This window comes from Candidatus Pelagibacter sp. Uisw_137 (assembly GCF_047720245.1).
Lineage (GTDB): Bacteria > Pseudomonadota > Alphaproteobacteria > Pelagibacterales > Pelagibacteraceae > Pelagibacter.
Genome location: NZ_CP159811.1, coordinates 471,310 through 486,458 on the forward strand (window position 1 = coordinate 471,310; position 15,149 = coordinate 486,458).

A 15,149-nucleotide genomic window follows, 5' to 3' on the forward strand; every position below is an offset into this window, starting at 1 on the left:
TCAGTTAATAATTATATAAATTCTGATAGAAGAGTACACTCTATATCTTAATTATGAAAAAAAATAAATTAAATATTTTAGACTGCACACTAAGAGATGGTGGTTATTACAATAACTGGTATTTTGAAAAAGATTTAATTAACGAATACCTAAGGGTAATGGATATCATTAAAGTAGATTGTGTTGAAATAGGTTTTAGATTTATAGACAAAGTAAAAACAAAAGGACCCACAGCTTATTCTGAAGAAAGTTTTTTAAAAAGTCTAAAAATTCCAAAAGGTTTAAAAATTGGGGTGATGGTAAATGCAGCAGATTTTATAAATCAGAGTGATATAACAACCTCAGCAAAAAGTATTTTTCAACCTAAAAAAAATTCAGTAATTTCAGTAGTTAGAATTGCATGTCATCATCATGAAGTTCAAGCAATTATACCATTAGTAAATTGGTTAAAGAAATCCGGATATCAAGTTGGTGTAAACATTATGCAGATACCTGAATTGTCAACTAAAGAAATTCAAAATACAGTTTTAAAAGTTAAAAAATCTAAAGCAGACATTTTATATTTTGCAGATAGTTTAGGAAGTTTAAATGCTTCAAAAACAAAAAAGATTATTAAAGATATCAGATTAAATTGGAAAGGACGAACAGGCATACACACACACGACAATATGGGAATAGCATTAGAGAACTCACTTGAAGCGATTAACAATAATGTTGATTGGATAGATTGTACAGTTACAGGAATGGGTAGAGGACCAGGTAATACAAAAACAGAATATTTAATTCTAGAATTAAAAAGAAAAAATGAAAAAAGTGAAAATTATGTTCAATTATTAAATTTAATCAAAAATTATTTTGAACCACTCAAAGAAAAATATAAATGGGGATCAAATCCATTTTATTATTTTGCAGGACTTCATTCTATACACCCAAGTTTTGTTCAAGAGATGTTAAATAACGATAGTTTTGGACCAGATGATATTTATTCAAATTTAAAATATTTAAGTACAGCTGGAGGTAGAAAGTACAGCAAAGAACTTATTACCTTGGGAAAAAACTTCTACAAAAAGGTAAACAAAGGTAATTGGAAACCATCTCTGTTAGTTAATAAAAAAAATGTTCTTATAATTGGCCCAGGTCAATCTACAATTAAATACAAAAAAAAATTAATTGGATTTATCACAAAACATAAGCCTGTTGTTTTTGTATTAAATGCAATAAAGCCATTTGCAGAAAAATATATTGATGCACATATTGTTTGTCACACACTAAGATTACTTTCTGATATCAATAAATATAAAAAATTTAATAACAAATTGATAACTCCATATTCAAGTTTTTCCAAAAATGTAAAATCTAAGATTAAATTTAAAAATGTTTTAAATTTTGGTCTTCAGGTCAAAAATAATAAGTTTAAATTTGAAAAAAACTATGCTGTTTTGCCAAATTCTTTAGCAATCACTTATGCGCTTGGAATTTGTACTAGTGGTCAAGCAAAAAAAATATTCCTAGCAGGTTTGGATGGATATACTTCAGATAGTCCAAAAAAATTTCAAATGAATGAATTATTTCAAAATTATCGATTAGAAAATAAAGCAAAAGCCTTATATACTTTAACACCCACAAACTACAAAATAAGATTTATTAAAAGTATTTAATACTTGTAGGAGTGACAAAAAATGAAAAAAGTAATCATAATACCAGCAAGATATGGATCAAGTCGCTATAAAGGAAAACCATTAGTTAAGATTTTGAATCGTGAAATGGTCTTGCGCGTTGCAGACATTTGTTCAGAAGTGGTTAATAAAAAAGACCTTTATATTGCAACAGATAATAACAAAATTTCAAAAGTAGTAAAAAAAGCAAAATATAAAGTTTTGATGACTTCATCTAAATGTCTAACGGGCACAGATAAAGTCGCAGAAGCATCAAAAAAAATAAAATCAAAGATTTATGTTAATGTTCAGGGAGACGAACCAACTATTAATCCTAATGATATAAAAAAAATTATTAATGCAAAAATAAAATACCCCAATCACGTTATTTGTGGTTATGATAAAATTCATAGTTATGAAAATCCATCTAGTGCAAATTTACCTAAAGTTGTAGTCAATCAAAATAAAGAATTAATTTACATGTCAAGGTCTCTTGTACCTGGCAATAAGAAAAAAGTTAAAAATTCGAGTTACTTCAAACAGGTCTGTATTTATGCTTTTAATAAAAAAGAACTAAGTAAGTTTTATTTAAAAAAGAAAAAAGGTCTGGTTGAAGAAGCTGAAGATATAGAAATTTTAAGATTTTTTGATTTAGATATTAAGATTAAGATGATTAAGCTTAACTCTTCTTCTGTTGCTGTTGATGAGGTAGAAGATGTTAGAAAAGCTGAAAAAATATTAAAAAAAAGATTATCAAATGTTAGAAAAAGATAAATACATATTGGTATTTGGCTCAAAACCAAATTCAAAAATTCCTTTAATTGAAGTTAGTAACATTTATGCTGCAAATGGGGCATCCGAGATAGGCGCATATTATAAAAAATTTTACCCTGAAATCGAGGTTGATTTCTATTGTGGGTGGTAAAGAATTTGAAAGAAACATGGAAGTGCAGCGGAGAGTGCTAGATTCAAAACCAGAAGAATTAATTTGTAGATCGGGAAAAATAGATATATCAAATTATAATTTTCCAAATACAACCAAATATTCTTTCTTTACAAATTATAGAGGTTTATTTTTTCAATCTTTTTTTTTTAAAAAAAATATTTTAGATATTATAATCAAAGAAACATACTATGAAAATGAAACTATGAATAAATTCAAACATATGTATAAATGTTTTAGATACGGATTATTAAATGGTGTATCTACAGGCTTCTTCTCTATTTTATATGCCTTAAAAAAACACCCAGAAAGTAAAATTGTTATATCTGGAATTGGAATGTCAAAAGGAACTCACCTTTATAATAATAAAAACAGATATGATAAAAGATCTATTGTTGATAGAAAATTAATTTTAAGTTTAAAAAAAAAATATCTATCAAGACTAATAACGACTGATATTAATTTTGCAAAACATGCCGAAATTCAAACCTGGAATAAGGAAACAATAAATGAAAAATAAATTTAAAAATATCCTTATAACAGGAGGGGCTGGCTTTATTGGATTTTCACTAATTAAAGAACTATGTAAATCTAAGTTTAACATTTTTGTTATTGATAATTTTTCAACTGGATATAATAAAAAGTTCCCCAAAAATGTACATTTATTTAAGGGTAACTGTAAAAATTTTTCAACTTTTGAAAAATTAAAGAAGTATAGTTTTGATTATGTTGTTCATTTAGCAGGAGTAAGTTCTGTAGAAGCTTCATTTGATGACCCTGTTAGTGATGCCAATTCAAATATAATATCTACTTTAAATGTATTGAAATTTGTAAAAGAAAAAAAAATTAAGAATTTTATTTTTTCAAGTAGCATGTGCGTTTATGGAGATTTAAATAAAAATGTAAGAGAAAAAGATAAAACTATTCCTATATCTTATTATGGTATTAGTAAACTTACATCTGAAGAATATATAAAGTTTTATTCATTACCACATACCACAAAAGTAGTGTTACGGTTATTTAATGTCTATGGACCTGGGTCTGATAAAAAAAATACAAAACATGGTATGGTTGGAATTTATTTGAATCAAATTAATAAAAATAATAAAGTTGTAGTTAAGGGAAAATTAAACAGGTTTAGAGATTTTATTTTTATTGATGACGTGGTTTATTTAATTAAAAAGTGCATGGCAATAAGAAACAAAAGTTATAATATATTTAATGTATGCACATCTAAAAAAACATATGTAAAAGATTTAATAAAAAAGATTTTTGAAATTAAGAATAAAAATCCTAAAATATCTGTAATAAAAAGTACGCCAGGTGATCAAAAAGGAATATATGGAAATAACAAAAAAATTAAAAACTTTTTTAAAATAAAAAAAAATATGACGTCAATTGTAGTTGGTTTAAAAAAAACAGTTTAGTCAAATCTTAGCTTACTATTGAACTATTTTAAGTTTTTTTTCAATTTTAATTTCTTGAGGGTTTAACTGGCAACGATATGCTAAAAATTTAACACCTGTTTTTTTGCAAGTAAATAATTTTATAATATTCTGTATCAATATCTTTAGCTATCTTAAAGTTTTCAACACTTTGAAATCTGAACTAAAAAACTTTTTTAGAAATATTTTACTTCCTAGAGCAGTTTCAATAATAGCTGAAAATAAAATAGTAGATACTAATGTGCTACCAAAAAATGGTAGAGCAAGTGTGTAACAAGCCATTAATCCTTCAATTGTGTAGCCATACGATCCTAGAGAGAAGACACCAAAGTTAGTGATTACAAAGAAAATAACAGCACCTGTCAAAGCACCCATAATTCTAGTTAGTTTACTTATAAGAAAAAATTTTGCAGATAATCCTATGAGAATAACACTACCCCAAGTAAAAAGTGTAACACCATGAAATCCAATAAATAAATCTGTTATTAGAAAGCTGAGTATTAATGCAGGCAAATATCTAATTCCTAATAATGCTGGTACATAAAAGCTTAAAGCCATTAAGCTAGTAAAATTTGGTGGATGAGGAATAAAACGGCTAGCAGCTAATGCTAAAAAAATACCTATACTAATTTTTAAATAATTCACAAAAAAACTATATTGAATTGAAAAAAAATTACAAGCACTAAGACAAGGCACAAGCACTAAGACCATATTATTTTATTTTTCATTAAAAATAGCAATTGACATTTAGTCATAGAGAGTTAATTATTTAATCGTATTGAATCTTGGTGGGGAATTAATGTTTATATCATTAACTGTTCCTGCAACGGTAAAGTCCGAGTGCCACCCAATATAGTCCGCTGTTGAACAATGGCCAGGAAAAGTCTAGTTCTACAATTTTAATTAGCATCGGCATTAAATTAACTAGCTTCATATATTTTATGAAGTTAACAAATGGATGAGTCAAATGATGTTAAGGTCTTTAGTATTTTTATGTATAATTTTATTTTCGAAATCAGTTTTTTCAAAGGAAATTCCTATAATTGTAATTTCAGCTGGAAAAACTCCCCAGTCATATAGTTCAGTTGGTAGCCAAGTAACTATTATTGATTCTGAAACAATTGAAAATTCTTCAGGCTCGTCTTTAATAGAACTTTTGGATAGTGAAGTACAAGGATTAAATATTTTTCAGCTAGGTGGAAAGGGAACTAATGCTGGTATTCAAATGAGAGGTTTACCTAAGCGTTATTCAACAATTTATATAGATGGTGTAAAAATGTATGACCCATCAGCCCCTGATAATGCATTTTATGCTGAGGGTTTATTCAAAGATTCAATCGATAGAATTGAAATTTTGAAAGGTAGCCAAAGCTCACTATATGGGAATGGTGCTGTCGGTGGAACAATTAATATTTTTACTAAAAAAGGTAAAATAGGCAAGCATCAAGATGCTATTGTAAGAGCAGGTGAAAATAATACGCAAGATGTTTTTTATTCAATTGATGGAGCGAACGAAAAACAAAATTATTATATGGGTTTTAATTATTATTCAACTGATGGCATCTCAGCCATGAGTAATGATACTGAGGACGATCCTTATGAAAACAATAGTCTAGTAGCAAATTATGGTTATAAAATTTCAGAAAATAATACAATCGAAAATTCCTTAACTTTAAAAGATAGTTATTTAAAATATGATGAACCCACAGCTGGAAGAGATGATACTAAAAATTCATCAGATAACTTTGAGGCTCATTATAGTTTTAAATTTAAAAATATTAACAATAACTTTAAGAATACTTTTGGGATAAGTAAATCTGCTACATCAAGAATGATAACTAAGTATACTGGTAGAGAAAGTACTTACGAGGGATTTAAGAATATGTTTACTTACTTAGGTGAATATAATTTTAACTTAGATAATAAAATAGTTTATGGATCAGATATAGAATTTTTTAAAGGAAAATTTCCAACAGATCCAGGCCTTGTAAAAACAACAGATGAAGAAATTCATTCTCAGTATGTAGATTATCAGTTTAGACCATATGAAAATATCTATGCAACTATTGGAGGTAGAAACGATATACACACTACTGCTGGAGATGAACAATCATACAGAGTTACAGGAGCTTATGATTTAGGTCGTAATAGCAAGATTAGATCATCTTATGGAACTGGTTTTTTATTTCCAGCTTTATATGAATCTGGTCAGTATGGATGGTCAAATCAAGTTGCGGATATGATAAATGCTGAAAAGACTACAAGTTTTGATATCGGCTATGAAACTTATTTTAATACTCTAGATCTAGGTTTTAATATTACTTACTTTGATATTCTTGTTGAAGATCCAATAATGGGATCAAACAACACTTTTTTTCAAGATAATGTACCCGGTGCAGAAAATAAAAGTAAAGGTATTGAGTTAGCAACAAACTGGACTGATAATAAAAAATTAAATATTGGGTTTAATTACACTCTAACAAAATCTTATTCAGGTATGGATTGTGATAAACCAAAAAAAGATGCTTTTGGATATACATCTTGTCTTGATTTAAACAATGGACCTATTGACAGTGCAATGGTTCGTGTGCCTTTACATGCTATCAGTTCAAAAATTAATTATCAAATTAACAAAGATCTAAATAGTTCTTTATTATTAACATATAAAGGACGAACTAGAGATTATGGTGGAACAGATTATAGTTTTAGAGATCAAATTCTTGATGAATATTTATTACTTGATTTAGCAAGCTCTTATAAAATTGGTGAAGGTTTAAAATTTAACTTCTCACTTAAAAATGTATTTGATAAAAATTATGAGAACGCACTAGATTATTCTGGAATGCCTAGAACAATGAACATTGGTCTGAACATGAAATATTAAGGGTAAAATTCTACCTGTTTAGATATTTGCACTATAAATCATGAGAGTGATTTACACACTAGCAGTAGCCATATAATAGAAAGAAGAACTAATTTAATTGATTTAAAATTTACAAAAAAACTTTAAATTTATGAAAGAATTTTTAATTTTTTTTCAATTTCTATTTTTTTTGAACTTATCTTACAACGATAAGCTAAAAATTTAACTCCTGCTTTTTTTGCAAGTAAATAATTTTCATAATACTCTTTATCAATATCTTTTGCTATTTTAAAATTATTAACACCATGTATTTGTACTAAGAATAGTAGATAAGATTTATAACCTTTTTTAAGAGCCTCTATAAGGGTTTTTAAATGTTTAGAACCTCTAGAAGTAACTGAATCTGGAAATTCAGCAATTTTTTTATCTCTAAATAAAGTGACATTTTTTACTTCAACAAAGATTTTTTGTTTATCTTTTTCAATTAAAAAATCAAATCTTGTCTCTTTGTTGAAGAAAACTTCGGGTTTAATATGGTCATTGTTCACAACTTCCTTAATGAGGTTATTTGATAAGCCATGATAAGCAATTTTATTTGCAAAATGAGTATTAACACCTACTAATTTTTTCTTAACTTTAATAATTTCTAATGTGTATTTTAATTTTCTTTTAGGATCATCATTTTTAGAAATAAAAACTTCATTCCCCTCATCTAATAAACCCTTCATTGACCCAGTATTAGGACAATGTGCTGTAACAATTTTCTTACCAATTTTAACGTCTGTAAAAAATCTCTTATATCGTTTGATAAGTTTGCCTTTAATTAAAGGTTTGGTAAATTTCATATTTAAATTATATATTTAATAATGAATCAAAATACAAAATTTAATGCTGCAATACTTATTATTGGCAATGAAATCCTATCTGGAAGAACACAAGACACTAATACTAGCACAATCGCACTATGGTTAAACTCAATTGGTGTTAAGGTTAGTGAAGTGAGAGTTATACCCGATATAGAGAGTACAATTATAGATACTGTTAATCATTTAAGAAAGGTTAATAATTACGTGTTTACCACTGGTGGCATTGGCCCAACGCATGATGATATTACTGCACAATCTATTTCAAAAGCATTTAATCTTGAATATGAAATTCACAAAGAAGCTTTTAAAATATTAGAAGCTTATTACAAAGTAGGTGAGTTTAATGAGGGTAGACAAAAAATGGTATGGATGCCACATAATGCTAATTTAATATTAAATCCAACAAGTGGTGCACCAGGATTTAATGTTGAAAATGTTTTTTGCTTACCAGGTGTTCCTTCAATTTTAAAATCAATGTTAGGAGGATTAAAAAATAAAATAATAGGGGGAGACCCAATATTAAGCCACACAATAAGTTTAAAAACTGTTGAAAGTGAAATTGCGAAATCTTTAAGTAGTGTCCAGGATGATAATAAGGATGTTGAAATTGGAAGTTATCCCTTTTTTCAAGCAGGCAAACTAGGTGTATCAATAGTAATACGATCTGAAGACCAACTTAAAATTGATAAGTGTAGTTCTAAAATATTAGAGTTTGTTAATCAAAAAAAAATAGAAGTAGTTGTCAGATAGTTAAATGCTTTATTTTGCTTACGGTAGTAATTTAAATCATTTTCAAATGAAAAGAAGATGTAAGGACAGTGCCTTTTTAAAGAAAATTAATTTAAGTAATTTTAAATTAACTTTTAGAAGCAAATATAGAGCAGCAGATATAGAACCTAAAAAAAATTCAATTGTACCAGGAGCTTTATTTGAAATATCAAAAAGTGATGAAAGAAAGCTAGATATTTATGAAGACTATCCAATTTTATATAAAAAATATTTTTTTAGTCATTATGGTAAAAAGGTAATGACCTACACAATGGTTAAAAAAACTTTATTTGCTTATCCGACAGAGCGTTATTTAAATGTTATAAAAAGAGGTTATAAAGATTGTAATTTAGATAATCGTATTCTTAAAAAAGCATTAAAAGCTTAATGAAAATATAGATATTTTCTTTAACAAAAAAAGTTCAATTACAAAGAAAAATAGTTTATAAGAAAAAAAAGAGAGTTTATTCAAGTAATAAATTATTAAATCTGGAGATAGCAGCTTTGACTTCAATTATTCAAAATCTAAAATTAAAATCAATTTTAATTAAACAGACTATGCTTTGGTATTTATTTTTAAGATTTTTATTTATACCAATATTTGATTTTATATGGGTTTATATAATCAATTTTCAAGGACGATTATTAGCTCTTATTTATTTATTTAAAAAAAAAAATTTTTATAAAATTAATAAATATGAATCTTCACAATTAATAGAAGACAGCCCTGAGTTTCAACAAATAGCAAAAAAAGTAAAAAATGTTATCAATGATGATTTTATTAATAAATTAATAGAAGAGCTAAAATTAAAAAAAAAACAAATTGACCCTTCAAAAAATCAATTTGATAATTACCGTATAGGTTTGTTCCCTCTATTACCTGACGATATTAAAGATGAAATAATGAAATTTGCACTATCAGAAAAAAATTTAGTTACAGCAATCAAATATTTGAAAGTTTTGCCTGTTATAAAAAAAATAACCGTTTACTTAAATATACCAGCTAATGATAAAGCCCAAGGAGCACAGCTTTGGCATAAAGATGATTTTGGATACAAGAGTTTGGATATTTTTTTAGCAATATCTGACATTAATATGAATAATGGACCACTTAGTTTTCTTAAAACTAAAAATAGATTAGGAGTTTTTTGTAAAATTAAGAATGTTATTAAAAATGCACTCCCAGGGGAAAGAAATAAAGTTACTTTAGAGGAATTTTCAAAACACTATAATCAACAAGATATTGGAGCTTTAATTGGCAAAAGTGGAACTGGAATTTTTATTGATAGTTTTACAAAATACCACAAAGGAGGATTTTGTAATTCTGAAAATAGAATAATGTTAAGAGTAAGTTATCAAACTCCAGATTGTTCGAGAGGCTCAAATGTTGCCGATTTAGAAGAATTTCCTGAATATCCAAAAGTTAAGAAAAAAAATATTAAAAATATTTTCCATAAATATATTTTGTTTAAGTATAGAAATAGATTTTTATCATTTATCAAAATAGATAAATTAACTTTATTTATAATAAAAATTTTTCATTATAAAATATAAAATAGTATTATAAATATAAAGAATACTAAAAAAAATTTAACCAATGTCTAAAACATCAATAATAGATTATAAACCTGAAATTGACTGTCTAAGAGCTGTAGCTGTATTTTTAGTAATTTTATTCCATTTTGATTTATTCATTGTTAAAGGTGGTTTTATTGGCGTTGATGTTTTTTTTGTAATTAGTGGATATCTTATTACAAATTTAGTTATTAAAGATATCAGAAATAATAGATTTTCATTTATAGAGTTTTGCACAAGAAGAATTAGAAGAATTATTCCAGCATTATATTCAACTATATTTATTGTTATAATATTGTGTTATTTTGTACTTAGTCCAGATCATTTTAATAGAATTACAAAATCTGGTATTTCTGCTGCCACAGCATATTCAAATTTTTTTTTTTGGTATGAGTTTGGTTATTTCGATTATAATAAATATTTCAAACCGTTATTACATACATGGAGTTTATCGGTAGAACTACAATTTTATATTATTTGGCCAATTATAACATTTACAATTTTTAAGCTTTTTAAAAAAAAAATTATATTTTTTGTCTCACTAATTTTTCTACTAAGTTTATTTTTATCTACAATATTTTCTGAAAGAACAACTGGGTATTTTTATTTTACTTTATTTCGGTTATTTGAGTTTGCCATTGGTTCAATAATCTATTTAATTAAAGATCAAGTTAAAATTAAATCCAACGATTCATATTTTTTTATTGGAATGCTGATAATAATATCTTCATCAGTGGGTTTTTCTGAAAAAAGTATTTTCCCAGGAATTAATGCATTAGTACCTTGTGTGGGGGCTGCTCTAATATTAATTACGGGTGGTAAATTAATCATTTTTAAGGAAATATTTATAAATAGATTTTTTATATTCTTTGGTAAGATAAGTTATTCCTTATACCTAGTTCATTGGCCATTAATTACTTTATATAAATATATAAAACTTGAACCTTTGCACGATCTGGAAAAAATTTTACTAATTTTTGTTACAATAATTATTTCATTTTTTACATATCAGTTTATTGAGCTACCCTTTAGGAAAAAAGTTAATAATAGGTTTATAGTATCAACAAAAAAAATGATAATAATTTTTATTTTAAGTTTATTGTCTATTATTTTAATTTCAAATTATTTTGTTACAACAAATAAGTTTACCAAACTGAGTCAAAACAAGCAAAATACAATCAAAAAAATGAAAGAAGAAATGAAAATCATAGAAAACTTTGAAAGGGATGCTTTAATTCGCGTTACTAAAAAAAATTATTTTAACAATAATTATAAACCAATTAAAGTATTAATTTGGGGTGATAGTCATGCAGGTGACCTTTATAATTCTTTAAACATAAATAATGAATTTTCTAAATTAGATTTGGAGTTTTTAAGCTATGACTATTTTTATTGTTTTAAAGATGTAGCCATATACGAAAAAATTACTCAATTTATTAAAAATTTTTTTAAATTTCCACACAACTGTAAAGAAAAGGTTAAATTATTTCCACCTGGATATGATGTTTTAAAGAATTCTGATATTATTATTTTATCATCGAGGTGGCCAAAAAAAATTAACTTTGATGAAATTGAAAAATTTGTAAAAAATTATAATACAAATAAAATTATAATTGTTGGTCGAAAACCTAGATTCTTTCATATACCAACATTATATATAAAATCTGATAAAGATTTAAATCATCTAGCGTATATAAATCATAACCCAGTTGTCAGGAATATTAATGAAGAAATTAAAAAAAAAACTACAAATCAAAATCTTATTTTTTTCAACATTGAAGATTTAATTTGTGCTAATAAAAAATGTACTGTTATTGATCAAAATAACCTATTAGTCAGGGATCAAGATCATTGGTCATACCAGGGTTTCATTTATTATGGCAAAATGCTAGCAAAAAATAAATTTTTAGATATTATTTTAGATAACTCTAATTTACCTAGGTAACCAAAAAGATGTTGCGTTATAAATAAAAACAATTAAACAAATGAAAATAATATGTGCCCTCGTGGTGAAATTGGTAGACACAAAGGACTTAAAATCCTTGCCTTTTAGGAGTGCCAGTTCGAGTCTGGCCGAGGGCACCACTAAATGAAAGATAGAGTATATTTAATTTTTGATAAAACGAAAACTTCTTTGAAAATTAAATCAATCCTAATTAAAAAAGTTAATATTACATCTTTAAGGAAATCAAACATAATAATTGTTTTAGGTGGAGATGGTTTCATGCTTCAAACTTTAAAAAAATTATATAAGTATAAAAAGCCTTTTTATGGAATTAATTCTGGAAACTATGGTTTTTTGATGAATAAGTTCTCAAATGAAAATATTATTAAAAATTTAAATACTTCTAATAGTGTAAAAATTTATCCTCTACAAATGACTGTTATTAACAAGAGTAATCAAATAAAACAATCAATAGCTATTAATGAGGTTTCTATTTTAAGACAAAGCAAACAAGCATCATCAATTTCAATTACAACTAATAAAAAAAATATTATTAAAAATCTTATCTCTGATGGCGTATTAGTTTCAACGCCAGCAGGTAGTACAGCCTACAATTTATCAGCACATGGACCAATTCTAAATTTAAACTCAAGAAAACTAGCAGTTACACCTATTAGTCCCTTTAGGCCTAGAAGATGGAAGGGCATAATACTTAGTGATAAATCTAAAATATTAATAAAAAATCTAGATATAATTAAAAGACCCATTAATGCCGTTGCAGATAATTTTGAAGTCAGAAATGCAAAGACTATTAAAATTCAAGCTAATAAAAAAATTAGTTTTGAATTATTGTACGATAAGAATAACAGTCTTCACAAAAAAATAAAGATCGAACAAACAAGAAAAGAAATTAAAACTAATTAAAAAGTTAAATATTTAAAATTTTCTTTATGACAAAAGATTCAATTTCAAAAAAAATATTTTATATTAAAAACTATATGAAAAAATATTATACAAAAATTCTACCAAAAAAATTTCAAAATGAGTTGGTCCAAAGGTCATTCATCCATCTTTAACAGAAAATCTTTTCAACAAACCTATTATCGATCGTTGTATAAACTGTGGTGATCAAGAAGAGGTTCAAGCTACATTTACTATTGAGTTTGGAGAGGGCAACCTTAACACCGGTCCAATATGGCGAAAATGTTATTCATTTAATAAAGGACCAAAAATAGCTCAGTTTTAACCATGGATCAGGGACACTCATTCCATCACCTAGACACCTGATTTGGAATTTGTTATTGGAGTTGTATTTTGAATTATCTACTAACTGCCGTTGAACTTAAAAATTTATTGTTATATATTTCTCAATATCAACTAAACGAATAATTCTGTGAAAAAATAATGATACAAAACTTTGATTTATCACTAAATAAAAAAACCTACCTCTCAAATGAATTTTTTCATTTATTTGAAATTGATAATTTTCTACTAGAAGATCAATACACCTCTCTTTTAAACTCATTTCCATCTGATAAATATTTTAAAGGTAGTGATAATACCTTTGGTAAGGACACTTTTAGCTGTAAAGACAAAAATTTTAAAAATTTTTTAGATGAAAATAAAAATTGGAAGTTTTTATTTGGGGCATTTAATAACATCAAATTTTTAAAATCAGCTTTTTTTTCATCTTTAATTGCCAATTTAAAGTCAAGAGGTTTGGGTGCATTAAAAATTTGGACATTAGACAAAAAAAAAATTCCATTTCTTTTAAGACCTTTTTTTAGAGAACTTGAAGTTACTTTTATGTTTACAAAAATAAGGGGAAAAAAAAATATTCTTCCACATACGGACATACCTTCAAAATTTTTATCTATGATTTATTATTTTCCTAATAATGATTGGACAAAAAAAAATATGGGTAATACAGTATTCTGGAAAAATATTAATAACGCAGGAAATTGGAAAAATTGGGAAAATAAACACGTTTCAATTGACCAATATGAAGATTTTAAAGCTGATCATGTTGTTTTTCATCAAGCCAAATATTCAAGAAATAAATTAGTGGGATTTGTTAAGACAGAAAATTCATGGCATTCAGTTGATAAAATTGATCTAAACACCAATGATGAAAGGCAGACGTTAAACATATTTGTTAGAATAAAAAAAAAATGAAGTTTTTATCTAGTATTAATTTTTTAAATAATAAATAGGAATATATAATAATGTTTTTTATAAAAAAAATAATTAAAACAATAATTTTATATATAGCTAAAGTAATAAATATCTATCCTGAAAATGTTTATAAGAAGGAGAGAGTTTCTTATAATTTAATAGATATTTATTATTCGCCTTCAAATAATTTGGTAAAAAGAAGGTGGCTAAAATTTGAGAAGGATGGAAAAGAACAAAATACAATTGATTGGATTAATAGCTTTAAAGATCATGAGGTATTTTTTGACATAGGTGCCAATATTGGTGTTTTTTCAATTTATGCTGGATTAAAACATAATATTAAAGTTTATGCATTTGAGCCTGAAGTCAACTCGTTTATTGACTTGGCAAAAACAATAAAATTAAATAAATGTAATAATATTACTCCAGTGCTTATTGCTTTAAGCGATATTAGATCTGTTAATTATTTTAATTATAAAAGTGAGTTTGAGTCAGGTTATTCCAGTCATAATTTTGGTGATCAAATACAAAAAAGTTTTTCTTACTTAATGTGCAGTGATAAAATCGATAATCTTGTTTCAACTAAAGCAATATTGGAACCAAATTATATAAAAATAGATATAGATGGAAATGAAAAAGAGGTGTTCGATGGAATGCAAGAAACTTTAAAACTACGATCTTTAAAATCTGTCTTGATAGAAATGAACAATGATGACGAGTTAAGTTATTTTCATAATTATTTCGAAACTTTAAATTTTAGACAAACTGGAGTGCCCACCGGAGGTAATAAAAACTATATATATTCAAAGAAATGATTTTTTGAATACAATCAATATGTTTCAGTGCCCCCCGCACAGAGTCGAACCGCGGACCTATTGATTACAAATCAATTCTAAAAGTTTAAATAAACATTT

The 15,149-nt window shown here is 26.0% G+C and carries 15 protein-coding genes, 1 tRNA gene and 1 riboswitch; of the genes, 14 read left to right on the forward strand and 2 right to left on the reverse strand.

Features of this window, described 5'->3' with window-relative positions:
* Nucleotides 1-53: 53 nt before the first annotated feature.
* The 5 genes from ABXT61_RS02505 to ABXT61_RS02525 are packed head-to-tail and all read left to right on the forward strand — an operon-like array spanning nucleotide 54 to nucleotide 4,025.
* Nucleotides 54-1,658, forward strand: a complete 1,605-nt coding sequence (locus ABXT61_RS02505; RefSeq protein WP_415315723.1) for an aldolase catalytic domain-containing protein — start codon at nucleotides 54-56, stop codon at nucleotides 1,656-1,658.
* A 21-nt stretch (nucleotides 1,659-1,679) separates the two neighbouring features.
* Nucleotides 1,680-2,429, forward strand: a complete 750-nt coding sequence (locus ABXT61_RS02510) for a 3-deoxy-manno-octulosonate cytidylyltransferase (protein ID WP_415315724.1) — start codon at nucleotides 1,680-1,682, stop codon at nucleotides 2,427-2,429.
* Complete coding sequence (locus ABXT61_RS02515) at nucleotides 2,413-2,580, forward strand: hypothetical protein (RefSeq protein ID WP_415315725.1); 168 nt, start codon at nucleotides 2,413-2,415, stop codon at nucleotides 2,578-2,580. The genes ABXT61_RS02510 and ABXT61_RS02515 overlap by 17 nt, the downstream gene beginning before the upstream one ends.
* Complete coding sequence (locus ABXT61_RS02520) at nucleotides 2,570-3,118, forward strand: hypothetical protein (RefSeq protein WP_415315726.1); 549 nt, start codon at nucleotides 2,570-2,572, stop codon at nucleotides 3,116-3,118. The genes ABXT61_RS02515 and ABXT61_RS02520 overlap by 11 nt, the downstream gene beginning before the upstream one ends.
* The gene (locus ABXT61_RS02525; protein WP_415315727.1) at nucleotides 3,108-4,025 is read left to right on the forward strand and encodes an NAD-dependent epimerase/dehydratase family protein; all 918 of its coding nucleotides are present in this window, start codon (nucleotides 3,108-3,110) and stop codon (nucleotides 4,023-4,025) included. The genes ABXT61_RS02520 and ABXT61_RS02525 overlap by 11 nt, the downstream gene beginning before the upstream one ends.
* Nucleotides 4,026-4,172: 147 nt before the next feature.
* Here the strand turns inward: ABXT61_RS02525 and ABXT61_RS02530 are convergent, their stop codons facing one another.
* Nucleotides 4,173-4,688 (reverse strand): DUF6580 family putative transport protein, encoded by a 516-nt coding sequence (locus tag ABXT61_RS02530; protein WP_415315728.1) that lies wholly within the window; start codon nucleotides 4,686-4,688, stop codon nucleotides 4,173-4,175.
* 130 nt (nucleotides 4,689-4,818) lie between these two features.
* Nucleotides 4,819-4,947: riboswitch (adenosylcobalamin-variant (AdoCbl-variant) riboswitch) on the forward strand.
* A gap of 54 nt (nucleotides 4,948-5,001) precedes the next feature.
* On the opposite strand from ABXT61_RS02530, the gene ABXT61_RS02535 reads away from it, so the two are divergent.
* Nucleotides 5,002-6,927, forward strand: a complete 1,926-nt coding sequence (locus tag ABXT61_RS02535; protein ID WP_415315729.1) for a TonB-dependent receptor plug domain-containing protein — start codon at nucleotides 5,002-5,004, stop codon at nucleotides 6,925-6,927.
* 128 nt (nucleotides 6,928-7,055) lie between these two features.
* Here ABXT61_RS02535 and sfsA read toward each other — a convergent pair whose 3' ends face one another.
* Nucleotides 7,056-7,751, reverse strand: coding sequence for a DNA/RNA nuclease SfsA (gene sfsA, locus ABXT61_RS02540; protein ID WP_415315730.1), 696 nt, complete (start codon nucleotides 7,749-7,751; stop codon nucleotides 7,056-7,058).
* A 21-nt stretch (nucleotides 7,752-7,772) separates the two neighbouring features.
* On the opposite strand from sfsA, the gene ABXT61_RS02545 reads away from it, so the two are divergent.
* The 8 genes from ABXT61_RS02545 (at nucleotide 7,773) to ABXT61_RS02580 (ending at nucleotide 15,050) form a co-directional block, all read left to right on the forward strand.
* On the forward strand, nucleotides 7,773-8,522 hold the full coding sequence (locus ABXT61_RS02545) for a competence/damage-inducible protein A (protein ID WP_415315731.1): 750 nt from the start codon (nucleotides 7,773-7,775) through the stop codon (nucleotides 8,520-8,522).
* Nucleotides 8,523-8,526: 4 nt separating this feature from the next.
* Entirely contained in the window at nucleotides 8,527-8,928 is a 402-nt protein-coding gene (locus ABXT61_RS02550) for a gamma-glutamylcyclotransferase family protein (protein ID WP_415315732.1), read from the forward strand.
* 170 nt (nucleotides 8,929-9,098) lie between these two features.
* A complete protein-coding gene (locus ABXT61_RS02555) occupies nucleotides 9,099-10,094 on the forward strand; it encodes a hypothetical protein (protein ID WP_415315733.1) in 996 nt (331 codons plus the stop codon).
* A 43-nt stretch (nucleotides 10,095-10,137) separates the two neighbouring features.
* The gene (locus ABXT61_RS02560) at nucleotides 10,138-12,060 is read left to right on the forward strand and encodes an acyltransferase family protein (protein ID WP_415315734.1); all 1,923 of its coding nucleotides are present in this window, start codon (nucleotides 10,138-10,140) and stop codon (nucleotides 12,058-12,060) included.
* Between the two features lie 55 nt (nucleotides 12,061-12,115).
* Nucleotides 12,116-12,200: transfer RNA gene (locus ABXT61_RS02565), tRNA-Leu, on the forward strand.
* A 4-nt stretch (nucleotides 12,201-12,204) separates the two neighbouring features.
* Nucleotides 12,205-12,984: an NAD kinase gene (locus ABXT61_RS02570; RefSeq protein WP_415315735.1), complete on the forward strand. Its 780-nt coding sequence runs from the start codon at nucleotides 12,205-12,207 to the stop codon at nucleotides 12,982-12,984.
* A 480-nt stretch (nucleotides 12,985-13,464) separates the two neighbouring features.
* Nucleotides 13,465-14,235, forward strand: a complete 771-nt coding sequence (locus ABXT61_RS02575) for a hypothetical protein (protein WP_415315736.1) — start codon at nucleotides 13,465-13,467, stop codon at nucleotides 14,233-14,235.
* Nucleotides 14,236-14,285: 50 nt separating this feature from the next.
* Nucleotides 14,286-15,050 carry an FkbM family methyltransferase gene (locus ABXT61_RS02580; protein ID WP_415315737.1) on the forward strand — a complete coding sequence of 255 codons (765 nt, stop codon included), beginning with the start codon at nucleotides 14,286-14,288 and terminating at the stop codon, nucleotides 15,048-15,050.
* Nucleotides 15,051-15,149: the final 99 nt, after the last annotated feature.